The following is a 25,602-nucleotide window of genomic DNA, read 5'->3' on the forward strand; positions in this document are numbered from 1 at the left end:
AAACTAGACTACTTATTTAAAAGTAAATTTAAGTAACTAACCTAAATACAATGTTCAAAATAGATAAACGAATAATTTTCATAAAAAAAGGCATTAAAAACCGATGTTTTTAATGCCTTTTTTTACATGTAGCAAATAACTACTATACGTTAAAACGAAAATGCATAACATCACCGTCCTTTACAATATATTCTTTACCTTCAACTCGCATTTTACCAGCTTCTTTTACTTTAGCTTCGCTTCCATACTCCACATAATCATTATAACCAATAACTTCTGCACGAATAAAGCCTTTCTCAAAATCGGTATGTATTACTCCTGCTGCTTGCGGAGCAGTTGCTCCTACCGGAATGGTCCAAGCACGAACCTCTTTTTCTCCAGCTGTAAAATAAGTTTCTAAGTTTAATAATTTATAAGCGCCACGAATAAGTTTAGCAGAACCAGGCTCATCTAACCCTAAATCTTCTAAAAACATTTGGCGCTCCTCATAAGTTTCTAACTCTGTAATATCCGCCTCAGTACCAACAGCCAATACAATAACTTCTGCATTTTCTACAGCTACATTTTCTTTTACTTTTTCTACATAAGCATTACCAGAAACAGCAGCATCTTCATCTACATTACATACATACAAAACTGGTTTATCTGTTATAAACTGTAAAGGTTTCACAAACTCTGCTCTATCGTCTTCACTTATTTCTATTGCTCTTACCGAAGTTCCTGATTCTAATCCTGTTTTTATAGCAACCAAAATTGCCTCTTCTTTTTGGGCGTCTTTATTCCCTGTTCTAGAAGCTTTTTTTACTTTTTCTAATTTTTTATCTACAGTCTCTAAATCTTTTAACTGCAACTCCATATCTATAGTTTCCTTATCTCTAATAGGATCTACAGAACCATCTACGTGTACAATATTATCATTATCAAAACAACGCAAAACATGAAGAATAGCATCGGTCTCTCTAATATTTCCTAAAAACTGATTTCCTAAACCTTCTCCTTTACTAGCTCCTTTTACTAAACCTGCAATATCTACAATATCTACAGTTGCTGGTAAAACGCGCTCGGGACTTACTAACTCTTCTAGTTTTTCTAACCTACCATCTGGCACATTAACTACTCCTATGTTAGGTTCTATAGTACAAAAAGGGAAATTAGCACTTTGCGCTTTAGCATTAGACAAACAGTTAAAAAGGGTCGATTTACCAACATTTGGCAAACCTACAATACCAGCTTTCATATAAATAAATTTTAAATCGCTGCAAATATAGTTTATAGTTCTGTATTTAGAATTTTTTATATCCAGATAGGAGAAATTATGAAAATCACAACACGTTACTACATTATTGATTATTCATCAATTTGCATCTAATTATTGTGAATTTTATTCATTTTAAGGATAAAAATTATATATTTGGAAATATCTGACTTAAAACAGTATGGAAATTTCGCCAGAAAAATCTTTGTGGTTTATGTTTATTAAGGGAGACTTAAATGCTTTTTCTAGCTTATTTAAGCACTTTTATCCTATGCTGCATAATTATGGTATAAAAATTTCTGGAAATTCCTCATTAACAGAAGATTCTTTACAAAGTTTTTTTGTTTATCTGTACGAGAATAAAGGTAAAATTGGAGAAGTTACTCATGTTAAATCCTACTTATTCGTTTCTTACCGAAGAGCATTATTAAAAGAGCTAAAAAAAGAAAAAAAATTTACCTCTTATGATGAAATTATGGAATCTGAAAAAGGCTTTGTTTTTTCTATTGAAGAGCTTAAGTCTAAACAAGAAACCACCCAACTTAAATCTACTGCATTATTACAATTATTAAACTCCTTACCTACCAGAGAGAAAGAAGTAATATACCTTAAATATTATAGCAATTTAAAATCTTCTGAAATTGCAGAAGTAATGAATATTACCTATCAAAGTGTATCTAACACTCTGCAGAAAGCTTTCGCCAAACTTAGAAACAAGTCAGAATCTGCAGCTATTTCCCGTGTTTTAAACCCTTAATTAAAAAAAAGAAAAAAATAGGGTATATAATTTATTCCAGTGTCTCTTTATATATGAAGACACACTTGCATGGAACAAATAGACCAAGAACTTTTAGATAATTTATTACAAGATACGTCCTTTATTAATTGGGCTAAAAAAAGTAATAGAAATGATATTCAATATTGGAATTCATGGATTAGAAATAACGAATCCAAAATAAAGACTATTGATACTGCTAAATCTATTATACTTGGAATTTCATTTCAAAAAACGAAAGTTGCGAATGAGAAGGTAGAGGCAGAACTTAATAGTGTTTTAAATACTATTAACAAAACTAAGACTAGAACTAAAAGAATTTCATCTTATATTCCGTATGGAATAGCCGCTACTGTTGCCATTTTGTTTATTTTTCTTACTAACAACAATTCAAATAAAAATAGCGTAACGCATAAAACTGCTTATGGTGAAATTATCAACTTAAGTTTACCAGATGGTACAAAAGTAGTTTTAAATGGTAATTCTGAAATCAACTATACTAAGGAAAATCCTAGAGATATTGTATTAACGGGAGAAGCATATTTTAAAGTTAAACCCGTACCCGCAACAAAAGCAAAATTCTGGGTAACCACTAAAGATTTAAAAGTTGAAGTTTATGGCACACAATTTCATGTGAATACAAGGGAAGAAAAAACCGACGTTGTTTTAGATGAGGGCTCTATTCATTTACTACTAGATAATGGGCTTACCAAAAAAATGATTCCTGGGGAATTTGTATCCTTTTCAAAATCATCAGAAAATATCACACATAAAAAAGTAGACTTAGATGTTCCATATAGTTTATGGAGAGATGGCACCTATATTTTTAACAACCTTACCCTAAAGGAGGTTATGAAAAATATGGAATACACATATGGAATAGAAGTGAAATTTTTAAATGAAAAATTAAAAGAAAAATTAATTACAGGAGGTATTCCTAACGAAAATTTAATGATCTGTCTTGCTGCTATTGAAAAATCTGCAGATATAACTATTATCAAAAAAGATAATACAATTGAACTAACAGAAAACTAACAACTACCTAAATAATCTAAATTGAACACTATGAACAAAAAACGACTAATTATGGTTGCGTTTTCTTTATTCCTACTTCTAGGAATAAAGAAAACAAATGCTGCTGAAAAAGTAATTGCAAAAATTACTCTTTCTGAATTTCTATCAGAAATTAGTATTAAACACGAAGTGTTTTTTACCTACAACCCGGCTCACGTATCTAATACGGTGTTAAATCCAGAAGAATACAAATACAATATTTTAGACAAAATTATTCATAAATTAGAACAGAACACTAAGTTTGATTTTGAATATCTTGGTAACAAATATTATGTAGTTTATCATAAAAAAAACGACAGAGTTAAAGTAAATAAAACTCCAACCAGTTCTATTGGTGCGATACAAACTACCTCTACAACAGAATTCTTTCAAAACACAGTAAAAGGTAAAGTTACAGATGAATCTGGAGCGCCATTAGGAGGTGTAAATATTATTGAAAAAGGAACAACAAATGGTACCACTACTGATTTTGATGGTAATTATGAATTAAACGTAGATGATGCAGCAACATTAATTTTTAGTTATATAGGTTTTGGAACTCAAGAAGAAATAGTGAATGGACGTTCTGTTATTAATATTTCTTTAATAGAAGGCGAAGCTTTAGATGAAGTTATAATGGTAGGTAACCGTACTAAACCAAGAACTGCTTTAGAATCTGCTGTACCAATAGATAATATTGGAGTATCTGATCTAAAAAATACAGGTCAACCCACTGTAGATAAAATGTTAACTTACAAGGTTCCGTCTTTTAACTCTACAAACCAAACTGTATCCGATGCTACAGCGCATTTTGACCCTGCAGATTTAAGAGGATTGGGACCAAGTAGAACGTTGGTTTTAATAAATGGGAAAAGAAAAAACCAAAGTGCTTTAGTATATATTAACGATACCCCCGGTAAAGGAGAGGTCGGAGTTGATTTAAAAAGTATACCAACAGCTGCTATTCAAAGGGTAGAAGTTCTTAGAGATGGAGCATCAGCACAGTATGGTTCGGATGCTATCGCGGGAGTTCTAAACATGATTTTAAAAAAGAATGTAGAATACACTACGGTAAACGTTAAAACAGGAATCACTTCCGAAGGAGATGGTTTTAATTTTGGTGCAGATTTAAATACTGCTATAAATCTTGGAGATAATGGAGGGTATTTAAATATGACCTTTGGGTATTACCAACAAGACATAACAAACCGTGCCGGTGAGCCAGGGGAAGATAACCTTTTTGGTGTGCCTGCAGACGACCCTACTTGGGGAAGCTGGTTAGCAGATAACCCAGATCTTGGAATGACCGTTGGCCAACCAGAAATGAAAAACGCAGATGTATTTTTTAATGCTGGTGTTCCTTTTAAAAATGACAAAGGAGAGTTTTACGCCTTCGGTGGATTAACGTACAGAACAGGGAAAAGTTTTGCTTTGTACAGAACTCCTTATTGGGTACAAGATCCAAACAATTTATTACATGATGCAAACGAACCCTATAACGGTTTTCAGCCTACATTCGAAACCGATATTAGAGATAATAATTTTACTGCTGGTATTAAATCAGAAGTATTAGGATTTAATATGGACTTTAGTGGTACTTATGGAAGAAACGCTGTTGATTACATGGTTAAAAATAGTCTAAACCCCGCATTAGGTGCAAATAGCCCTACAGCTTTTGATGTTGGAGCCTACTCTTTCGGGATTACTTTAGCCAATTTAGATTTCTCTAGAAACTTTGGTGATGTTAATATTGGATTTGGTACTGAGTATAGATCAGAACGTTTTACGGCGGAAGCTGGTGAAGAGGCATCTTATATTTCAGGGGGTGCACAATCTTTCCCAGGTCTTCAACCTGCAAACGTAGTAGAAGCAACAAGAAATAATTTAGGTTTATATGGAAATTTAGAATGGGATATAACTGAAAAGTTCTTAGTAGGTGGTGCACTGAGATATGAAGATTTTAGTGATTTCGGAAGTAATACTTCTTGGAAAATTAGTTCTAGATACTTATTAGGAGATAGAAAAGGAGCTATTAGAGCATCTTACAGTACTGGTTTTAGAGCCCCTTCTTTACATCAAATATATTTAAGCAATGTACAAACTTTAGTTTCTGGAGGAACAATATCTAACCAAGGGACATTTAACAATGTAGATCCAATTATTAGAGAAGGGTTAGGGGTACCTCAATTAACAGCAGAAACATCTAAAAACATTTCTGCTGGAATCACTTTTAAACCAGTAAATAATCTCTCGCTTTCTGTAGATTTTTATAATGTAAAAATGGATGACAGAGTATTATTCACAGGAGAAATTGGTTTCGACGGAGACGATCTTTCAATAAACCCTGTGGAACAAATATTAACAGATAATTCTATTACTAGCTTAAAATTCTTTGTTAATGCTGTAAATACAAATACAACAGGGGTAGATCTTGTTGCTAATTATAAGAATATTACATTAGGTAGCGGAACATTGGCAGCAACATTATCCGCCAATTTCAATGAAACTAAAATAGACGGAGAAATCAACACCCCTACTCTATTAGCACAAAATGGTTATGACATTTTTAATAGAAAAGAAGAATCTAGAATTATATCTGCTAGACCAAAATCTAAAATTTTACTAGGTTTTGATTATAATCTTAACGACTTTATGGTGAGTTTAAATAATACCTATTTCGGAGAGGTTACATGGCAACATGCCACTACTCCTGCTAATGACCAAACATTTACAGGAAAAGTAATTACAGATTTAATTTTCAATTACAAATTTTCAGAAAAAGTATCTGCTAATATTGGTGTAAATAACCTTTTAGATGTTTACCCAGATGAAATCGATACTAAAGGAGATGTTGTTACTGATTTAGGGGGGCGTTTTAAATACCCTTGGGAAGTAAATCAATTCGGTTTTAACGGTACTACAGTTAACGGAGGGGTTACATTCAAGTTTTAATCACACGTTTTAATAGAAATTATTTTTAAGCAAATTTTGCGGATTCTTAAGGAGTCCGCAAGTTGTTTACATTTCAATTTGAAATCAATACACTTATATATGAACACAAAAAAAACACTATTAAAGTTATTTTTATTTTGCATCTTATTTGGCACAAGCCAAGCTTATGCTCACGAGAACAGCAACAAAAGGCTCACTATTTTTCAAAACACAGTACAAGGTATTGTAACAGATGAGTCTGGGATTCCATTAGGCGGAGTTAACATTGTTGAAAAAGGAACAACTAATGGAACAACAACAGATTTTGATGGTAATTACAGTATAGATGTTGCTAACGGAGCGACTCTAGTATTTAGCTATATTGGTTTTGGAACTTTAGAAAAAGAAACAGACGGAACCACCCTAAATGTAAGCTTATCCGAAGGTATGCAATTAGATGGTGTACAAGTAGTAGGTTCTAGAAGCCCTAAAAGAACTGCAACGGACTCTTCTGTTCCTGTTGACGTTATAGATGTTGCTGATGTAGCCACACAAAGCGGTAGTATTGAGGTTAACCAATTATTACAATATGCAGCTCCATCTTTTAACGCTAACAAACAATCAGGGTCTGACGGTGCTGACCATATTGACCCAGCTTCTTTACGTGGTCTAGGGCCTGATCAAACATTAGTATTAATTAATGGAAAAAGAAGACACCAATCCTCCTTAATTAACATCTTTGGTACTCGTGGTAGAGGTAACACCGGAACAGATTTAAATGCCATACCTACTAGTGCTATTAAAAGAATAGAAATCCTAAGAGATGGTGCCGCCGCACAATATGGGTCAGACGCTATTGCTGGAGTAATAAACATTGTACTAAAAGACAATATTGACAAAGTAACTGGTTTTGTTAGTTATGGTGCGTACAATACGAATGCGGATGGTGATTTTCCTGATGGAACACCTAATACCGATGGTAATAGATTAGATACAGATAAAGATGGTAACCAAATAGGAAGTGATAAAAGCTTTGATGGTGGATCTGTAAAAGCCGGAGTAAATTATGGTGTTGGTGTTGGAGAAAAGGGTGGCTATATAAACCTAACCGCAGAGTACATAAATAAAAATAAAACTTTGCGTCCTGGATACAACTTTAGAAGAGGCTTTGGTGAAGCTTCTATTACAGGGTTTAATTTTATGTTAAATGCCAATATTCCTGTTTCTGACAAATCCGAAATATACGCTTTTGGAGGAAGAAATTATAGAGATACCGATGCGTTTGCCTTTACAAGAAACAATCCAACAGAAAGAATAGTTACAAGCATTTATCCCGATGGTTTTACTCCTAGAATTACTTCAATTATTTTAGATAACTCTATCTCTGCTGGTTTTCGAACAGAATTAGATAATGGTTGGAAAGTAGATTTTAGTAACACATATGGTAAAAACAACTTTCATTACTTTATAAAAGGTAGTTTAAATGCTTCTCTTCAAGAGTCCTCCCCAACAGATTTTGATGCAGGTGGTCATAGTTTAACTCAGAATACATTAAACTTAGATTTTTCTAAATATTATGATGAAATTCTAGACGGACTTAACTTTGCTTTTGGTGCTGAGTATAGAAATGAAAATTTTGTGATTTTTGCAGGAGAAGAAGCAGCTTATGGTACGTTTGATACAAATGGTATTATAATTACAGACCCATCTACACAAACGCAACCAACAGATCCAGAGACAGGCAATTTAAGACCTGGTGGATCGCAAGGTTTTCCAGGTTATGGACCTGCAAATGAGGTAGATCGTAACAGATCTAACTTATCTTTGTACGCAGATGCAGAAGTAGATTTTTCTGAATCTTTCTTATTAAGTGGAGCCGCTAGGTATGAAAATTATAGTGATTTTGGTAGTACACTTAATGGTAAACTAGCAATGCGTATTAAAGCATCCGAGAACTTTAATATTAGAAGTTCCGTTAGTACAGGTTTTAGAGCTCCTTCACTAGCTCAAATTTATTACAATTTAAAATTCACAAGTTTTGATGGTGGTGTTGCTCAGGAATCTTTATTATCTCCAAATAATAGTCCTGTAACCGCATCTTTTGGCATAAACGCTTTAAATGAAGAAAAAGCAGTAAATGCAGGCTTAGGTTTTACAGCTTCTTTCGGAAACTTTAACGCAACTATAGATGGTTACTATATTAATATTAAAGACCGTATTGTATTAACAAGTCCGTTTGATGCGCCACAACTTCCTAATGTAGATAATGCTCAGTTTTTCGCAAATGGCGCAGATACAGAAACTACAGGTTTAGATGTTGTATTAGCATGGAAAAAACACTTAGATAATGGCAGCGTATCGGCCACTTTCACAGGAAACTTTAATAACATGGATATTAAAAGCATTAATAATGGAAATTTAGACCAAGATACATTCTTTAGTAATAGAGATCAATCCTTCCTATTGGCTTCTGCTCCAGACAGCAAATTAGGCCTTAACTTAGGGTATAATAGGGAAAAATTTGACGTTTCGATTGCTGCAACTAGATTTAGCGAAATTGTGTTAATAGATTTTGCAGATACAGAAGATGTTTTTGAATCCAAAATGACAGTAGATTTAAACCTTGGTTTTGATTTAACCGAAAATTTAAAGTTAAATGTAGGTGGAAACAATTTGTTTAACGTATATCCGGACCAACAAAATGACGGAGAAACAGACTCTGGTGGGTATTGGGAGGCAGTGCAAATGGGTTTTGGCGGATCATACTACTATGCTAAACTAGGTTTTAATTTTTAAGTTGAGTTTTGTATATTTTGTAAAAAACCCGAACTGTTCTACAGTTCGGGTTTTTAATTATATAATTATTTAAAGAGTAATACTATACAGTAATAATTTATTTATCCATCAGGATGCATAAACTTTTGCTTCCCTAATAATTCTTCTTCAGTTTCTTCATGATCATCATCTGGAATACAACAATCTACAGGACAAACAGCAGCACATTGCGGTTCTTCATGGAAGCCCATACACTCTGTACATTTATCCGGAGCTATGTAATACACTTCATCACTAATGGGTTCCTGCACATCATCCGCGTTTACCTCCTTACCATTAGGCAATACAATATCGCCTTTTAAAGAAGTACCATCATTATAACGCCATTCATCTGCTCCTTCGTAAATAGCCGTATTTGGACACTCGGGCTCACAGGCACCACAATTTATACATTCATCTGTTATAATAATCGCCATAATTTTCTTTTTCTTTACTCGACAATCGAGATTTAAACGTTCCGATATTTATTTCGAAACTCTAATTAAATTTCCCTTAAAATACCTCATAAAACTTACCTGAGGGTATTAACTACTGAATTTTACTCGCTCTTAACTTGTTTCAAGAATACAGTAACCATACTTTTGCGCAAAGTTAATGCCAAATAAAATCTTTTACAAATATAATGATAGACCATAACGCAAGATTAAAAGCTTTTGTTAAACTTGGAACATTCTTTCAAGAGTTTTGTGAATTTGCAAATAATAACGCTAATTCCTCAGAAAATGATATATCAAAGAAAGAAGATTTTTCACAAATAGTTTCTTCTGCAAAGAACTATAATGGATGGTTTACAAAAGAAAATGTATTATTAAGTATAAAAAGTTGGGGAGACCTCTTAACAGAAAAGAATTTAAACACATGGCTAAAAGACTATAATTTAAGCTCTAATAAGAAAAAAACAGTAGCTCTAATTTTGGCAGGAAATATTCCTTTAGTCGGTTTTCATGATTTTTTAACGGTTCTAATTACTGGCAATAAAGCTATAATTAAACTATCTTCTAATGATAAAATAATGTTTCCCTTTATAGCCAAATACTTAACTTATGTAGAACCTACACTACAAGAAGATATAGTTTTTACAGAAGGAAAACTAGAAAATTTCGATGCAGTTATAGCCACAGGCAGTAATAATACAGCTCGTTATTTTGAACATTATTTTAGTAAAGGTCCAAACATTATTAGAAAAAATAGAAATTCCGTTGCCATTTTAACTGGAAATGAAACAACGGAACAATTGGAGGCCTTGGGGGATGATATTTTCATGTATTACGGGTTAGGCTGTAGAAGTGTCTCTAAATTGTTTGTACCTAAAGGATACAATTTTGATACATTCTATAAATCTATCTACAAAAATCATCCTATTATTAATCAAAATAAATATGCCAACAACTACGATTATAACAAGGCAGTTTATTTAATGAGTGAGTTTAAAATTCTAGATAATGGTTTCTTAATGCTAAAAGAAGATTCTAATTACGGCTCTCCAATAGCAACATTATTTTATGAAGAGTATAACACTGTAGAAGAATTAAAATCGAAGTTAGAGACTGACAAAGAAAAATTGCAGTGTGTTGTAGCTCATAATTTTTCGGATAATGAAATTATCTTTGGAGAAACGCAAAAACCTCAATTATGGGAATATGCAGATCATATAGACACCGTTTCTTTTCTAATTACAATATAGCGTTAAAGAGTTACCCTCATAAGCAAGATTCTTAGTATTTTTACAGGCTCTTAAAATTTATTAAAACAGATACCTCTAAATAAAAAAATTACATATGAAAAAACATAATTTTAGTGCAGGTCCTTGTATACTGCCTAAAGAAGTTTTACTACAAGCATCAGAGGCCGTAATGGACTTTAATGGTACAGGCTTATCCTTGGTAGAAATATCACATAGAAGTAAAGACTTTGTAACTGTAATGGAAAAAGCAAGGTCCCTTGCTTTAGAATTATTAGGTTTAGAAGGACAAGGATATGAAGCACTTTTTCTACAAGGTGGTGCTAGTTTAGAGTTTTTAATGGTGGCATATAATTTATTAGAAAACAAAGCTGGTTATTTAAATACTGGAACTTGGAGTGACAAAGCAATAAAAGAAGCTAAAATTTTTGGTGATATTATGGAGGTTGGATCTTCTAAAGATGAAAATTTTAACTACATCCCAAAAGGATATACCATTCCTAAAGGATTAGATTATTTACATCTTACGTCGAACAATACTATTTTTGGAACGCAAATAAAGAAATTTCCAAAAACTGATGCTCCGTTAGTATGCGATATGAGTTCTGATATCTTTTCCCGACAATTAGATTTCTCTCAATTCGACCTAATCTATGCTGGCGCGCAAAAAAACATGGGCCCTGCAGGTGCTACTTTAGTTATTGTAAAGCAAGATATCCTTGGAAAAGTATCTCGTTCCATTCCTTCCATGTTAGACTATCAAGTGCACATTAACAAAGAAAGTATGTTTAATACCCCTTCTGTTTTTGCTGTATATACTTCTATGTTAACTTTGGAATGGTTAAAGAATTTAGGTGGAATTTCGGCTATTGAAGAAATTAATAATAAAAAAGCACAATTATTATATTCTGAAATAGAACTTAATCCAGTTTTTAATGGCTTTGCTAATAAGGCAGATCGCTCCAATATGAATGCTACATTTAATCTCTCGGACGATAAATTAAAAGGTCCATTCGAAACTATGTTACAAGAAGCTGGTATTAATGGATTAAATGGCCATCGCTCCGTAGGAGGCTACAGGGCTTCTATGTATAATGCACTTTCATTAGATAGTGTTGGTGTATTAGTTGATGTAATGAGTGAAATGGAAAGAAAAGGATAATTAATCACAAATTCCTTACTTCATAATCTAAAAATTATATATGACAATTTTAGCAAATGACGGTATCTCCGCCTTAGGTGTTTCTACTCTAGAATCTAAAGGTTTTAACGTATTAACAACTACTGTGGCCCAAGAGCAACTGCCAAATTACATAAATGATAAAAAAATATCAGCGCTACTTGTGCGAAGTGCAACCAAAGTAACCAAAGAAGTTATAGATCAATGCCCTAATCTTAAATTAATTGGACGTGGTGGCATTGGACTTGACAATATTGATGTTTCTTATGCTGAGAAAAAAGGTATTAAGGTTATTAACACTCCAGAAGCTTCCTCTTCTTCGGTTGCCGAACTTGCTTTTGCTCATTTACTAAGCGGTGTTCGTTTTTTATATGACGCTAACCGTAATATGCCATTAGACGGAGATAGGCAATTTAAAAAACTAAAAAAAGACTATGCTAGCGGAATGGAACTAAGAAATAAAACTCTTGGAATATTTGGTTTTGGTAGAATAGGACAAGAAACTGCCAAAATAGCCCTAGGTTTTGGAATGAAAGTAATTTATTTTGATCCTAGTGTACCTGAAAAATCTATTACTTTTTCTTTTTTTGATGAACAATCTGTAAAGTTCAACTTTGAAAGTAGGTCTAAAGAAGAAGTATTACGTAATTCTGATTTTATATCGATACATGTACCTGCTCAAAAAGAGTATACCATAAACAAAGACGACTTTAAAGTAATGAAAAATGGTGTTGGAATAGTAAATACTGCACGTGGCGGAGCCATTGATGAAGTAGCCTTGGTTACAGAGTTAGATAATGGTAAAGTATCTTTTGCCGGTTTAGACGTTTTTGAATCGGAACCAACACCCGAAATAAGAATATTAATGCATCCAAACATTTCATTGAGTCCGCACATAGGTGCATCTACTATTGAAGCTCAAAATAGAATTGGCATGGAACTTGCAACACAAATAATAGATATTTTTAAGGCATAATATTCAAAAAATGCTTTAAATTTAATACTTTGGAACATTAATTAAATTAACTATAACATGTCAGGATTATTAGACTTATTAAACAGCCCAATGGGCAAACAATTAATCAGCGGTGTAGCTGGGCAAACAGGACAATCTGAAAGCGGTACAGCCGGGTTATTAAGCATGGCTATGCCCGTTCTTATGGGAGCAATGAAAAGAAATGCTTCTACACCAGAAGGAGCGCAAGGACTTATGTCTGCACTTTCAAGCAAGCATGACGGTGGAATATTAGATAACCTTGGTGGGTTATTTGGTGGAGGTGTTGATCAATCTGTAATGGATGATGGTGCTGGGATTTTGGGTCATATTCTTGGAGATAAACAACCACAAGTACAAAACGCATTAAGCCAAAAATCAGGGATAGATGCAGGTAGTGTTGCAAATATACTTAAAGTAGCCGCTCCACTTTTAATGGGAGTTTTAGGAAAGCAAGCTAAACAACAAAATGTTAGTGATGCAAATGGTATCGGAGATGTTCTTGGTGGATTATTAGGTGGTGGTAACAACGCTGGTCAACAACAATCTTTAATAGAATCTTTCTTAGATTCAGATGGTGATGGTAGTATTTTAGATGATGTAGCAGGAATGGTTCTAGGTGGAAACAAAAGTGCAGGAGGACTTGGTGGTCTTCTTGGAGGTTTATTTGGAAAATAATTTACCAGTTATACTATTAAGAAAGGCTGTTTTATTTAAAACAGCCTTTTTTTGTACCTTAAGATTTCTAAAACCAGTTTATCATGAAAAAAAACATACTATATACTTTTGCCTCCGTTCTTCTTTTGCTGCTTGCCTGGAACTGCAACAGTACTAAAAATGCCATTTCTATTTCCGAACAAGAGAAAAGTGCTTTTAAACAAACAAAAGGAGATACTATTACTATTAGTAGCGATAAAATAGAATATGAAATAATTATTATTGAACCTGGGTTTAATTTCTGGTTACAAAGCACGGCAAGACCAGAGAATTATTACACGCAAACGTATATGGAAAATAGAAATCAAATTTACGTTACGGAATGGAATAGACGTGTTTTGCAGCCCATGGTGTATAATTCTAATCTATACGAACTACAAATAGATTACCAACCTAACATTGATTATGGATATGAAGTAAATTACAAACTCTATAATTATTTCCTCTTTTTTCAAAGAAAATACAATCAACGATTAGGTCCTTTTGTGCCTCGTATTTAAAAAGTATATTTGCAGTCCATATTTTAATTTTGTTCATGGAAAAACTAAAACAACGTTGGGGCTTAGATTCCAATATACAAATAATATTAGTACTTATTGTTTTCTCTATAACCGGTTCTGCAGCTGTTTTTTTAGCTAAACCTATTCTTAATTCCATAGGGTTAGTTCGCGAAACTTTTCCGGAAGCCTGGTGGGGAACTATTATATACGTAATTTTAAGAATCTTAATTATATTCCCTATTTACCAAGTATTATTAGTTGTTTTTGGTTGGCTATTTGGTCAGTTCAAATTCTTTTGGAATTTTGAAAAGAAAATGCTCAACAGATTAGGTTTAGGTTTTTTATTTAAATAAACCTCAAGGTATTACTAATAAGACAACTTTTTTGTTCTATTTATTAGATAAGCTTTATCTTTACAAGAATTCTGATGAAAAATTATATTATACAAATATCATCTCTCTTTTTTTTAATAGTATTACTAGCTAGTAATACTATTAATTTACATGTATATTTTCATGAACAAGAATTAAGTCATTGCCAAATTGATAATGCTAGTCATAATGGGGATGAAAATGAAGAAAAAACCCCTTGCGATATTTGCTTAGTTGCTTTTAATCTGACTAATTTAGATTATAATAATACTCCATTTTTTTTATTTAAAAAGCTTACTAAAACCCAACAAATACCTGAAAATAAAATATTAGGTTATGTTGAAACACTTCACAAACAAAGCTATTTAAATAAAAATAGAAACAAAGCCCCCCCATACCTAGCATAGTACTTCATTTAAGTTAGTAAATAAATTAGTAATCATGATATTTCATAAAAATGAAAAATATCTATCTAATTTTATTTGTACTATTCTCAGGTTTTATTTACGGTCAAAATTGTAAAAGTATTTTTATTGGAGAAGTTTTAGACTTTCACGACAAAAAGCCTTTAATAAATGCAACTATAAAACTTGTTGGAACAAATAAGATAACAATAGCAGACGAAAAAGGAAAATTCACATTTAAAGATTTATGTGATCAAACTTACAATATAGAAGTTTCTCATATTGGTTGCGAAACTAAACGTATTGCAGTTTTAATAAATGGTGACACCTACATTAAAATAAATTTAGAGCACCATATAGAAGAATTAAATGAAGTAACCTTAAGCAGTGATAGCTTCATTAAAAAAACTAAAACAGGCCAAGAATCTATTATAAAAACTAAAGATTTAGAGCGCTTTAGTGCTGCAAGCCTAGGAGATGCGCTACAACAAATTTCTGGAGTTTCTTCAATTAACACAGGAAATACTATTGTAAAACCCATGATAAATGGATTGCATAGCAGTAGAATTTTAATTCTAAATAACAATGTGCGTTTACAAGATCAAGAATGGGGAATAGAACATGCACCTAATATTGATATAAATAGTGCAAATCAAATATCTGTTATAAAGGGTTCTGGTTCATTAGCCTATGGAGGTGATGCTATAGGTGGTGTAGTTGTTGTTAATCCTAATAATATTATTCTTAAAGACACACTTTATGGAAGAACTATTATTGGCGGACAAATTAACGGAAGAGGTTACCATATATCTTCTACATTAAATAAAAACTATAAGTCTGGCTGGTTTGCTCAAATTCAGGGTTCTTATAAAAAGAATGGGGATTTTAAAACTCCAGATTATAATCTTACCAATACAGGTTTAAACTCTGTTGGGTTAGCTGCTAGGTTGGGGAAAAAGAAATTTGAATCTGGCTTTGAATTATATTATAGTTATTTAAATAGTGAAATTGGTATTTTAGGAGCTTCTCATATTGGTAGTGCCTTTGATCTTGAACGTGCTATAAATTTAGGACAACCCATTTTAATTGAAGATTTTAGTTACTCCATAAATGTACCCAAGCAAAAAATTACACATCATTTAGCTAAAGCAAACTATTATAAACGATTTCAAAACTTTGGAAAAATTAGTTTACAATATGATTATCAAAACAACCAACGCTTTGAATTTGATGTAAGAATTGGGGACAGAAAAAATATACCTGCCGTTGATCTAACTCTACAAACACATACCTTATTAGCCGATGTAAATTTAGATGCAAACCTAGACCGAAAAGTTGATTTTGGATTCATGGCAAGGTATCAGGATAATTTTGCAAATCCAGATACTGGTGTAAGACGTTTAATTCCAGATTATACTAAGTATGATTTTGGAGTATACACTGCCACGGAATGGCGTGTACATGATGCTATAGTTTTAGATGCTGGGTTAAGGTATGATTTTAACAGAATGGATGCTAAAAAATTCTATCGCAAGTCTAGATGGGAAGAACGTGGTTATAATGTAGATTTTTCGGATATTATTATAGAAGAAACAAATACACAATTTTTAACTAATCCTGTTTTCGACTATCATAACATCTCTGCTTCTGTTGGAGTAAAGTATAGGTTAAATGAAAAAAATCAAATTATACTAAACTATAATTTAGCTAGTAGACCCCCTAATGCATCAGAGTTATTTAGCGATGGGTTACATCATTCCGCAGCACGATTTGAACTAGGAAATCTTAGATTTAACAAAGAAGTTGCTAACAGGATTTCTGCTTCGCACACCTATACTACATCAAAATTTAATGTTATAACCGAAGTGTTTTATAACAAAATTAAAGATTACATATATCTAAGACCTTTAGATTTTATACTAACAACAAGAGGCCCTTTTCCTTTATGGAGTTACCAACAAACAAATGCTAACCTATTTGGTATAGACCTTACAGCTACTTATAAAATAACGAATGCGCTACAGTGGCAAAACAAAACAGCTTTTATAAAAGGATATGATTTAGATACTAATTTACCATTAATTGATATTCCTTCATTTAATACCACAAATGAAATTAAATACAGTAAAGAGGCTTGGCATAATTTTTCTGCTAGTCTAAAATCTGATTGGGTATTAGAACAAAATGAATTTCCTGATTTTAATTTTGAAGTAGAAAACGAACTTAATGGAGAAATGACAACTATAGATATTAGTTCTCCTCCGCCTGCATATCATTTACTACATTTTTATAGTGAAGTCACTTTTCCTTTACATAAAAAAACACGCTTAAATATAGGTGTTGGGATTAACAACCTTTTAGACACTTCTTATAGAAATTACTTAAATCGTATGCGATACTTTGCTGATGATTTAGGAAGAAATATAACATTACAAGTAAAACTCAATTATTAAATGAATACTACAAAAACAATAAACATTAATTATTTAAATTTAAATTCTATGAAAACAAGTAAATTTTTTATTAGCGCATTATTTTGTTTAACACTTATCACTTCATTTACCTCCTGCTCAAGTGATGACAATGATCCAAAAGAAGTCGTTGAAGAAGAATTAATTACAGACGTAACTTTAACCTTTACAAACACTACGGATAATACAGACACGGTAGTTTTAGCAAGTATTGCACCAGACGGGCAAGATGGAGCGTCTACAGAAACTATTACTGGTACTTTTACTGCTGGAGCAACATATTCTCTAGGTCTTGTACTAACAAATGAATCTGAGGATCCTGCAGATGATGTTTTAAATGATGACATTATTCCAGAAGCAGATGAGCACTTTTTTAAATATGCTGTAAGCGGTATAGGTTTAACTATGACAAGAGATAGTGATGATACAGATGGTGCTGAAGGAAGTAAATTAGGTGTTAAAACTACATGGGTAGCTGGTGCAGCCAGCTCTGGGAATGTACAAATAGCTTTAATACATGAGCCACAAACTACAGATGATAGTGATGCATGGGGAACTTCTACAGGTGGTTCTGAAGATTTAAATATTACATTTTCAGGTGTTGAAATTGAATAAATACAAATTAAATTTTATAAAGACTGTCTAAAATTTTTAGGCAGTCTTATTTTTTTCTTTTTCTTTCCTAAAACCAAAAGTTAATTGACTTAAAAAAGAACTTGGAACTTTTTCATCTCCTTCAAAACCTAAAGTAATTTCCCCTTCAGATTCTGGTATATAATTGGTTCTAAAAATATAATCCCATAGACTTAAACTAATACCAAAATTAACTCCATACCTATCTTTAGGTATAGTATATGCATGATGATATAAATGCATTACAGGATTATTTAATATATATTTTAACGGACCCCATGTAATTTTAATGTTAGAATGGTTTAAATGCCCGATAGTAATAGCAAAAAAATGAACAATAAAAGCCTGTTCTGGTTCAAAACCACCCAATAACATTACCCCAATTGTTTTTAAAGGTTTATACAATATATTTTCCATCCAATGGTAACGCAAGTGTGCTGCAAAACCCATTTCTTTTACACTATGATGAATTTTATGAAACTCCCAAAGCAAAGGAAACTTATGTAATAAAACATGTGTAAACCATTGCACAAAATCCAAAATTATAAAGAAAATGAGTAACTGAAACCAAACAGAAAGCGCTTCTAGGTTAATTAAAGACAAACTTTGAATACCTATTCCTATTTCTGAAAACAATAGTTCTATTATGGTATAAAATCCGCTAATAACAATAGAGAATACAAAAAAATTAAAGAACATATAAAAAGCATCTAACCAAAAATCTTTTCGAAAAATAGATTGCTTTTTACGCCATGGAAATACAATTTCTAAAACCCAAACAATTAAAGAAATAACAAATAAGCCCCAAAAGTAATTCGTATACCAAGGAACATCAAAACAAATAGATTTCCATGTCCAGTTTAAACTTCCTTTAACGGTATTTACAAAAGTGTCAACATAAATATTCATACAAAAAAGTAACATTTATTCTTTTAACATGTACCATTCTACATTGGTCAAAACTTCCCTCCTGCCCTTTTTTTCTGGAGGGTAATTTTTTACCAAGTAATCTATTATTACATCTTCATTCTTCCCTAAATCCCAAAGATTCTGTGTCTTCTGCATCCAACGAATGGTGGCAACCCAACGTTCTTTATTCATTCTATTTTGAATAACTAACTTGGAGGAATGACAATTAGTACAATTATTAACAGTTTCCATTAGACCCACATCTTCTACCAAACCAGTTCTTACATGAATTCCATTCTCAATTTTATCGTAGTTTGCTTCTAAAGGAATATCTATTAAATTATTAGAACCTTTCAAAACGTCTTTTTCTAATAAATCAGGGTTATTTACAAAATAAATAGCACCAAAGGAAGTGACAACTACCAACCCAAATAGTATTAGAAGTAGTTTATAAACACTACGCACCTGATTTTGAAATGTTTTTAAATCCATAGTTACTATATTACTTTAATAGCAATTCTATGACAAGCATTATTTAGATATCCTTTGGGATTCCAACCTGGGACTAACATGGGTTGTGCCACACCCCTACTATCTGTAGCTTTGGCCCATACTTCATAATATCCCTTTTTAGGAAAAAAAATACTTGCATTAAAATGCTGCCAAGCTAATCTATTCACGGGTTGTTCTAGCTCGCAAACTTTCCAGGTAGAACCAAAATCTATAGAATACTCCATTTTTGATACTTTTAATTCTCCTGCCCATGCATGTCCGCGAATGTTCAGCTTTTTTCCCTCACTAATCATAGCTCCTGTTTTAGGATAAGTAAGTAAAGATTTAACAGGCATAGATTCAATTATACACATATCTTCATCTTTAACTTTCTCTCCAGGTGCAACAGGTTTACAAGGAACACGATAAGCTGTTCCAGTCATTTTAGTACCATCATGTTCCTTATTTCGGATGCTAATTCTATTAATCCATTTTCCAGAAACAGATGCCGGCCAACCACCAGCCACTAAGCGTACGGGGAAACCATGAGCCAATGGAATATCTTCGCCGTTCATTGCAAAAGCTAATAATGTTTCTTCCTGTAAAGCTTTATACATTGGAGCACCACGAGAAATGGGCTCTTTTTTAGGGTCTCCACTTAAATGAGAATCCATAGCATGGTACCCAATATAAACAGCATCTTCTTTTATTCCCGCATCGTCTAATACATCTTTCAAACGAACACCTGTCCAGTTAGCGCAAGATACCGCCCCAATTGTCCATTGGTTCCCTTTTGCTGGTGGATTATACTCACTACGACCATTACCCCCGCATTCTAAGGTTAATTGATATGTATAATGTTTAAATTTAGATTTTAATTGGGGTAAAGTATACGTTTTACTTTTTTTAACAGATTCTCCGTCAATAGTAAGTGTCCAATTATTTATATTAATTTTTTCTGGAATCCTTCCGTTGTTACGAATAAACATATTTTTATTTGGTGTAACTCTATGGTCTAACAAATGAGCTTTAGCCTCTATATTCCATGGTTTGCTATTAAGAACAGTCATTTCTGGGTTCTTATCAAACATTTCAAATGGATCTATTTCTTGTAACGCTAAAGGCTTATAACCAATTGGCATATTGCTTCCAAATATTATTTCAGAACCTATAATACTCGCAAAAGCACCTAGGGATGCTTTTTTTATAAATTTTCTTCTACTCATCACAAATTAGGTCAAAAAAACGGACTCCAGTAAAGTTACAATTTTTGAAACCTCTTTTCAGTAACATTTGCTACAATGGTAAAAGGATATTACAGTAAAAGAAATAAAACCCTTTAATCTATGTTTATTATTTTCTTAAATTTTGAAGTCTTAAAAACATAAGTGTACAACCACATAATAGTAAAGGTTGGTATTATATCTAATCCAGGTACTAATTCTTCTACAAAGGAAACTAAACCTGCAGCCTTGCCTACCTTGCCTTTATAAAGTCTTGTCATTAACCAAGCAGAGACTGGTGCCCAAATAACATCCGAAAACTCTCCAATAAAAGGAATCGCAAAAGACAGCATTCCTATCCCATCAAAAAGCAATCCGAATAACAGGTTTTTTATTTTTTTATCTGATTGTTCTTTTGTCATAATTGTAATACATTATACGCAATACATTGCAACAAGAATGCCAAATTATTTTTTAAAACGAATACCCTATATTACTTTTATGACAAATCTGAACTTATTAGTTTTAGAAATTCATTTCTGGTTTCTTGTTTTTCAAATTGCCCTCTAAACCCTGATGTTGTGGTAACTGAGTTTTGTTTTTGAACACCACGCATCATCATACACATATGGGAAGCCTCTATAACAACAGCTACTCCTTGAGGTTTTAATGTATTATTTAAACACTCTAAAATATCATGAGTTAAACGTTCTTGCACTTGTAAACGTCTTGCAAAAACATCAACAACTCTAGGTATTTTACTTAAACCTACTATATGCCCATTAGGAATATAGGCAATATGTGCTTTACCAAAAAATGGTAACATATGGTGCTCGCATAAAGAATAAAGTTCTATGTCTTTTATGATTACCATATCATCATAGTCCTCCTTAAACATGGCACCTTTTAAGATTTCAACAGGGTCCAAATCGTACCCTTGCGTTAAAAACATCATTGCTTTTGCTGCTCTTTCAGGCGTTTTTACTAATCCTTCTCTAGTAACATCTTCACCTATACCTCCTAAAATGGAAGTATATTTATCTTTTACCTCATTAGTAATTTCTTGATCGTAGTCTTCTAAATTTTTATATGATGACATATTTTTAAATTCTTTATATAGCGCGATTACAAATATATGTTCTAAAACCTATAATTCTTAACATTTAAGAATAAAAGCATTTTTTATTGTAGTCTCTTATCTAAGCAATAAATTACAAGGTTCGTTTCTTCTTATATAGTTCAACGATATTTTGTAATGTCCGACCTATTGTTTACTTTCATCTACTTAAATTTTTATGCAGATGATAAAGGCCACCAATATTCAAAAATTTTACGGTGAACTTCAGGTATTAAAAGGTGTAAACCTTCATATTAAAAAAGGAGAAATTATTTCTATTGTCGGTGCATCTGGTGCCGGAAAAACAACTCTTTTACAAATTTTAGGAACTTTAGACACGCAAACGGATATAGAAAATAGTTCCTTAGAGATTAATAATATAGAGGTTACCAATTTATCTGATAAAGATCTCGCTAAATTTAGAAATGAGCATATTGGTTTTATTTTTCAATTTCATCAATTACTCCCGGAATTTACAGCTTTAGAAAATGTATGTATTCCTGCCTTCATTAAAAAAGCTCCAAAAGAAAAAGCAGAAAGTAGAGCTAAAGAATTGTTAGATTTCTTAGGGTTATCACATAGACACAATCATAAGCCATCTGAATTATCTGGAGGAGAACAGCAACGTGTTGCCGTTGCCAGAGCCTTAATTAATAGTCCTTCTATAATTTTTGCAGATGAGCCTAGTGGAAATTTAGATTCTGAAAGCGCAGATAATCTACATAAGTTGTTTTTTGAACTTCGGGAAAAATTTGGACAAACTTTTGTTATTGTTACCCATAATGCTGAGCTAGCGGAATTAGCGGATAGAAAACTGGTTATGGTAGATGGTAACATTACAAAATCTGATCAAGAGGTTTTAGACAATACTATTGTGGAGTAATGACAAAAGCGGAGCTAAAGGATTTTTTAGATGCCAAGGTATTGCAATATAATCTTCCTAAGTTTTTAGAAACAGACCCTATTCAGATTCCTCATGAGTTTTCTAAAAAGGAAGATATAGAAATAAGTGCGTTTTTAACTTCAACCATTGCTTGGGGAAACCGAAAAAGTATTATCACCAATGCAAAAAAAATGATGGAGCGTATGGATAATGCTCCACATGACTTTGTACTAAACCACAAACCTGAAGACCTAGCTAATTTTGAAGGTTTTGTGCACAGAACTTTTAACAGTCAAGATTTATCTTTTTTTGTACAAAGCCTAAAAAACATTTACACAAACCATAAGGGTTTAGAAAGTGTTTTTGCTAAAAATGCCTGCAATACAGGAATGCACAAATCCATCTCCGAATTTAAAAAGGTATTTTTTGAAATTCCACATCCGCAACGTACTACCAAACATGTTTCTGACCCGCTAAAAGGTTCAGCAGCCAAACGTATAAATATGTATTTACGCTGGATGGTACGAAGCAACGCCACCGGTGTAGATTTTGGCTTATGGAAAAGTATCTCCCCTGCTACCCTATCATGTCCGTTGGATGTTCATTCAGGAAATGTTGCGCGAAAATTAGGGCTTTTACATCGTAAACAAAATGATGCAAAAGCCCTAGCTGAACTTGATAAGAATCTTAGAAAATTGGACCCAAACGACCCTGTTAAGTATGACTTTGCTTTATTTGGTTTGGGTGTTTTTGAAAAATTCTAAGAACTATAGTTTTTCAATTAATTCTTGAGGCAACAATACTTTATCAACAATATGTATTACGCCTTTTAGTACTTCTTTATCGGCTGTTTTAACCTTAGCGGGTAAACCTGTTTTATCAACCAAATACGTACCATTATTAAGTACAATTTGCAAAGTTTCACCTTGCGCCGTGGTTAAAATTTGCTCGTTAGTTAATTGTGATGACAAAAGTTTACCACTTTCCACACAATGATATTTTATTATGGTTTTTAAAATTTCGATATCTTTCGCGGTATTAAAATCGGCCAATGAGTCATAACCTTCTATTGATTTAAAGAGTTCTACAAAAGCGGTATTGGTCGGAAAAAAGAAAGTAAACTCGTTCTCTAACGCATTCTGTAAACTGCCACCTAGCGATAAAAAAAGTTTATAAGCTTCGTCTAAATCATCTATTTCTGCTAAAACGTCAGCCAAAACCTTATTTGCCTGAGATGCCAAATCATCTATGATAGATTGTGGCAATAAAACACGATCTATGGTGTGAATTATTCCATTTTTTGCCTTAACGTCAGCTACTAAAATATCCGCCGCTAGCTTAGTGGCATCAACCAATCCGTAACCTTCTTGGGTAGAAACTACTTTAAGCTTGTTTTCTCCGGACAATGTTGTAACATCTCCTGGCAGTAAGTCTGCGGATAACAACTCACCATTATGAATATGATATAACAAAATATCACGTAACAAATTAATCTCTGCGATTGTATCAAAATCTTCAATAGTAGTTAACGCTCCTCCTAATAACGGTAGTAAACCACTAAACGACTCATTTGAAGGTACAAAAACGGTTAAAGGACCATCTTGATCAAGGGTACCTAAAAGACCTGTAATGGTTAATGCTCTTTTTAAAAAGGAAAAATTCTCATTCTCCTCTACTAGTTCTTTAAGTGATTTTTTATTCACAACATTAATAGAGTCTAAAAACTCCTGTACTTCAGCCGGAATTAATATTTTATCTATTACATGAATAATTCCATTGCTAGCTTCAATATTTTCAAGTACCAGGTTAGCATTAATCTCAGAAGCATCTCCGAAAACAAATCCAGTTCCTGAATCAATAACCTCAACAGTATCACCCTCTAATAATGTGGGTAGGCTTCCTACGGGCAACTCGTTTATTGTCATTTTTCCTTGAGCTACATGATATAAAAGAATACGCTTTAAAATCTCTATTTCAACAAGACCGTTAAAATCGTTAAAACTATTAAAATTGTCTCCTAACAAATTAAACAACTGCTCAATAGCAGCATTACTCGGTGCTAATACTGTAAAAGGACCATCAGTACTCAAAGCATTTGTTAAACCTGCTTTGGCGATTGCCTCATTAAGCAAACTCAATTCGCTATTTTCAGAAACCAATTCTAAAATGGATTTTTCAGTAATTAATTGGCTCAAAACAGATTCTGGTACTAAAATTTCATCTATAACATGTACAACTCCGTTTATAGCTTGTTGGTCTTTTTTAATAATTTTAGCGAGAGCTGCCGTTTCATCGGTAATAAAAATGTCACCATCAATAGTTATAGAAAACTCTTCTTTAGATTCCGTTACTAGCTTTATACCAGTAGATAAGTCTTTACTCATCAAAGCCTCCCCATTAATAATATGGTGCTTTACAATTTTGGCCAATATTATTTTCTTTTCCAAAGAATCAAAATCAGATAAAGAACTATAACCTTCTAGCGATGAAAAAAGCGATTCAAAAGCATTATTTGTTGGTACAAAAACTGTTTTTTGCTCTGTTGAATTTAGTTGCACTAATACTTCTTCATTTATAAGTTCTAGAACATTAACAAAGGAGCTAAGTTCTTCGTTTTCTTTAATAAGTTTAACTAATTCATGTAGTTCCACTTGTATTGACTCTTCTTTTTCTACGGTGTCATTATCCTTAGTACACGAAAAAGTGATAGCAATTAATAGTAATGCAAAAATGGTTTTACTCAGTTGTGGGATGGTTTTCATTTTATAGGTTTTTATTTTAAAATTGTTATCTGGAAAATTAGTCCTTAACCGCTACAACCATTTAAACCTACTCTTAAATCTAAGTTATCACCACTTTAAATATGACCAACATTTAAAAACTGTAAACAAGAAACACATATTAATGCAGTATCATAAAAATAAAAACCTTTTCAATACTTACTATAACACTCTGGTTTTAAAAACATTTGGTAAGTAATTAACCTATTTATGTATTAATCTCAACTTAAAGTTAATGTTTACAAATAGTAAAACAGCACATTTACCAAAAACATCTTCCCAAAAAAACACTTCCACAAAACACTAAAAAACAAATGATTACACTCACGCAAGAACTATTTTGAACGATTCTAAGTAATAACAAAATGCTAATATTTTTAACGTTCACATCAACTAAA

23 protein-coding genes are annotated in these 25,602 nt (G+C 32.5%); 15 read left to right on the forward strand and 8 right to left on the reverse strand.

The window, feature by feature from the left end; translation table 11 throughout:
* Window positions 1-142 precede the first annotated feature (142 nt).
* Window positions 143-1,237, reverse strand: coding sequence for a redox-regulated ATPase YchF (ychF, locus tag Q0856_RS15715; protein ID WP_298506578.1), 1,095 nt, complete (start codon window positions 1,235-1,237; stop codon window positions 143-145).
* A gap of 199 nt (window positions 1,238-1,436) precedes the next feature.
* Between ychF and Q0856_RS15720 the strand changes: the two genes are divergently transcribed.
* The 4 genes from Q0856_RS15720 to Q0856_RS15735 all read left to right on the forward strand — a co-directional run bounded on the left by Q0856_RS15720 (window position 1,437) and on the right by Q0856_RS15735 (window position 8,810).
* Window positions 1,437-2,012: a sigma-70 family RNA polymerase sigma factor gene (locus Q0856_RS15720; RefSeq protein WP_298506579.1), complete on the forward strand. Its 576-nt coding sequence runs from the start codon at window positions 1,437-1,439 to the stop codon at window positions 2,010-2,012.
* 69 nt (window positions 2,013-2,081) lie between these two features.
* Window positions 2,082-3,065, forward strand: coding sequence for a FecR family protein (locus tag Q0856_RS15725; protein WP_298506582.1), 984 nt, complete (start codon window positions 2,082-2,084; stop codon window positions 3,063-3,065).
* 30 nt (window positions 3,066-3,095) lie between these two features.
* Entirely contained in the window at window positions 3,096-6,035 is a 2,940-nt protein-coding gene (locus Q0856_RS15730; RefSeq protein ID WP_298506584.1) for a TonB-dependent receptor, read from the forward strand.
* Window positions 6,036-6,134: 99 nt separating this feature from the next.
* Window positions 6,135-8,810, forward strand: coding sequence for a TonB-dependent receptor (locus tag Q0856_RS15735; RefSeq protein WP_298480014.1), 2,676 nt, complete (start codon window positions 6,135-6,137; stop codon window positions 8,808-8,810).
* 101 nt (window positions 8,811-8,911) lie between these two features.
* Here the strand turns inward: Q0856_RS15735 and Q0856_RS15740 are convergent, their stop codons facing one another.
* On the reverse strand, window positions 8,912-9,265 hold the full coding sequence (locus Q0856_RS15740; protein ID WP_298480011.1) for a 4Fe-4S dicluster domain-containing protein: 354 nt from the start codon (window positions 9,263-9,265) through the stop codon (window positions 8,912-8,914).
* Window positions 9,266-9,471: 206 nt separating this feature from the next.
* Here Q0856_RS15740 and Q0856_RS15745 point away from each other — a divergent pair, with 206 nt between their 5' ends.
* The 9 genes from Q0856_RS15745 (at window position 9,472) to Q0856_RS15785 (ending at window position 17,782) form a co-directional block, all read left to right on the forward strand.
* Complete coding sequence (locus tag Q0856_RS15745) at window positions 9,472-10,533, forward strand: acyl-CoA reductase (RefSeq protein ID WP_298506587.1); 1,062 nt, start codon at window positions 9,472-9,474, stop codon at window positions 10,531-10,533.
* A 94-nt stretch (window positions 10,534-10,627) separates the two neighbouring features.
* On the forward strand, window positions 10,628-11,692 hold the full coding sequence (serC, locus tag Q0856_RS15750; protein WP_298480003.1) for a 3-phosphoserine/phosphohydroxythreonine transaminase: 1,065 nt from the start codon (window positions 10,628-10,630) through the stop codon (window positions 11,690-11,692).
* Between the two features lie 40 nt (window positions 11,693-11,732).
* Window positions 11,733-12,686, forward strand: coding sequence for a D-2-hydroxyacid dehydrogenase (locus Q0856_RS15755; protein ID WP_298506590.1), 954 nt, complete (start codon window positions 11,733-11,735; stop codon window positions 12,684-12,686).
* Between the two features lie 57 nt (window positions 12,687-12,743).
* Complete coding sequence (locus Q0856_RS15760; RefSeq protein WP_298479997.1) at window positions 12,744-13,382, forward strand: DUF937 domain-containing protein; 639 nt, start codon at window positions 12,744-12,746, stop codon at window positions 13,380-13,382.
* Between the two features lie 83 nt (window positions 13,383-13,465).
* Window positions 13,466-13,921, forward strand: a complete 456-nt coding sequence (locus Q0856_RS15765) for a DUF6146 family protein (RefSeq protein WP_298479994.1) — start codon at window positions 13,466-13,468, stop codon at window positions 13,919-13,921.
* A 35-nt stretch (window positions 13,922-13,956) separates the two neighbouring features.
* A complete protein-coding gene (locus tag Q0856_RS15770) occupies window positions 13,957-14,274 on the forward strand; it encodes a DUF6787 family protein (protein ID WP_298479991.1) in 318 nt (105 codons plus the stop codon).
* 74 nt (window positions 14,275-14,348) lie between these two features.
* Window positions 14,349-14,699 carry a hypothetical protein gene (locus Q0856_RS15775; RefSeq protein WP_298506592.1) on the forward strand — a complete coding sequence of 117 codons (351 nt, stop codon included), beginning with the start codon at window positions 14,349-14,351 and terminating at the stop codon, window positions 14,697-14,699.
* A 50-nt stretch (window positions 14,700-14,749) separates the two neighbouring features.
* Complete coding sequence (locus Q0856_RS15780; protein ID WP_298506593.1) at window positions 14,750-17,149, forward strand: TonB-dependent receptor; 2,400 nt, start codon at window positions 14,750-14,752, stop codon at window positions 17,147-17,149.
* 48 nt (window positions 17,150-17,197) lie between these two features.
* Window positions 17,198-17,782, forward strand: coding sequence for a type 1 periplasmic binding fold superfamily protein (locus tag Q0856_RS15785; protein ID WP_298479984.1), 585 nt, complete (start codon window positions 17,198-17,200; stop codon window positions 17,780-17,782).
* Between the two features lie 36 nt (window positions 17,783-17,818).
* Here Q0856_RS15785 and Q0856_RS15790 read toward each other — a convergent pair whose 3' ends face one another.
* The 5 genes from Q0856_RS15790 to folE all read right to left on the reverse strand — a co-directional run bounded on the left by Q0856_RS15790 (window position 17,819) and on the right by folE (window position 21,523).
* Window positions 17,819-18,709 carry a sterol desaturase family protein gene (locus Q0856_RS15790; RefSeq protein ID WP_298506596.1) on the reverse strand — a complete coding sequence of 297 codons (891 nt, stop codon included), beginning with the start codon at window positions 18,707-18,709 and terminating at the stop codon, window positions 17,819-17,821.
* A gap of 15 nt (window positions 18,710-18,724) precedes the next feature.
* Window positions 18,725-19,201, reverse strand: coding sequence for a monoheme cytochrome C (locus Q0856_RS15795; RefSeq protein ID WP_298479979.1), 477 nt, complete (start codon window positions 19,199-19,201; stop codon window positions 18,725-18,727).
* A 5-nt stretch (window positions 19,202-19,206) separates the two neighbouring features.
* Entirely contained in the window at window positions 19,207-20,427 is a 1,221-nt protein-coding gene (locus Q0856_RS15800) for a sulfite oxidase (protein WP_298506599.1), read from the reverse strand.
* A gap of 113 nt (window positions 20,428-20,540) precedes the next feature.
* Entirely contained in the window at window positions 20,541-20,846 is a 306-nt protein-coding gene (locus Q0856_RS15805; RefSeq protein ID WP_298479974.1) for a hypothetical protein, read from the reverse strand.
* Between the two features lie 77 nt (window positions 20,847-20,923).
* Window positions 20,924-21,523, reverse strand: coding sequence for a GTP cyclohydrolase I FolE (gene folE, locus Q0856_RS15810; RefSeq protein WP_298479971.1), 600 nt, complete (start codon window positions 21,521-21,523; stop codon window positions 20,924-20,926).
* Window positions 21,524-21,725: 202 nt separating this feature from the next.
* Here folE and Q0856_RS15815 point away from each other — a divergent pair, with 202 nt between their 5' ends.
* Window positions 21,726-22,424 carry an ABC transporter ATP-binding protein gene (locus Q0856_RS15815; protein WP_298506602.1) on the forward strand — a complete coding sequence of 233 codons (699 nt, stop codon included), beginning with the start codon at window positions 21,726-21,728 and terminating at the stop codon, window positions 22,422-22,424.
* Window positions 22,424-23,188, forward strand: coding sequence for a TIGR02757 family protein (locus Q0856_RS15820; RefSeq protein WP_298506604.1), 765 nt, complete (start codon window positions 22,424-22,426; stop codon window positions 23,186-23,188). Before Q0856_RS15815 ends, Q0856_RS15820 begins: the two co-directional genes overlap by 1 nt.
* A gap of 3 nt (window positions 23,189-23,191) precedes the next feature.
* On the opposite strand, the gene Q0856_RS15825 is transcribed toward Q0856_RS15820, so the two are convergent.
* Window positions 23,192-25,186 carry a fasciclin domain-containing protein gene (locus Q0856_RS15825; protein WP_298506606.1) on the reverse strand — a complete coding sequence of 665 codons (1,995 nt, stop codon included), beginning with the start codon at window positions 25,184-25,186 and terminating at the stop codon, window positions 23,192-23,194.
* Between the last annotated feature and the right edge of the window lie 416 nt (window positions 25,187-25,602).

It is taken from the genome of uncultured Maribacter sp. (assembly GCF_947496775.1).
Taxonomy (GTDB): domain Bacteria; phylum Bacteroidota; class Bacteroidia; order Flavobacteriales; family Flavobacteriaceae; genus Maribacter_B.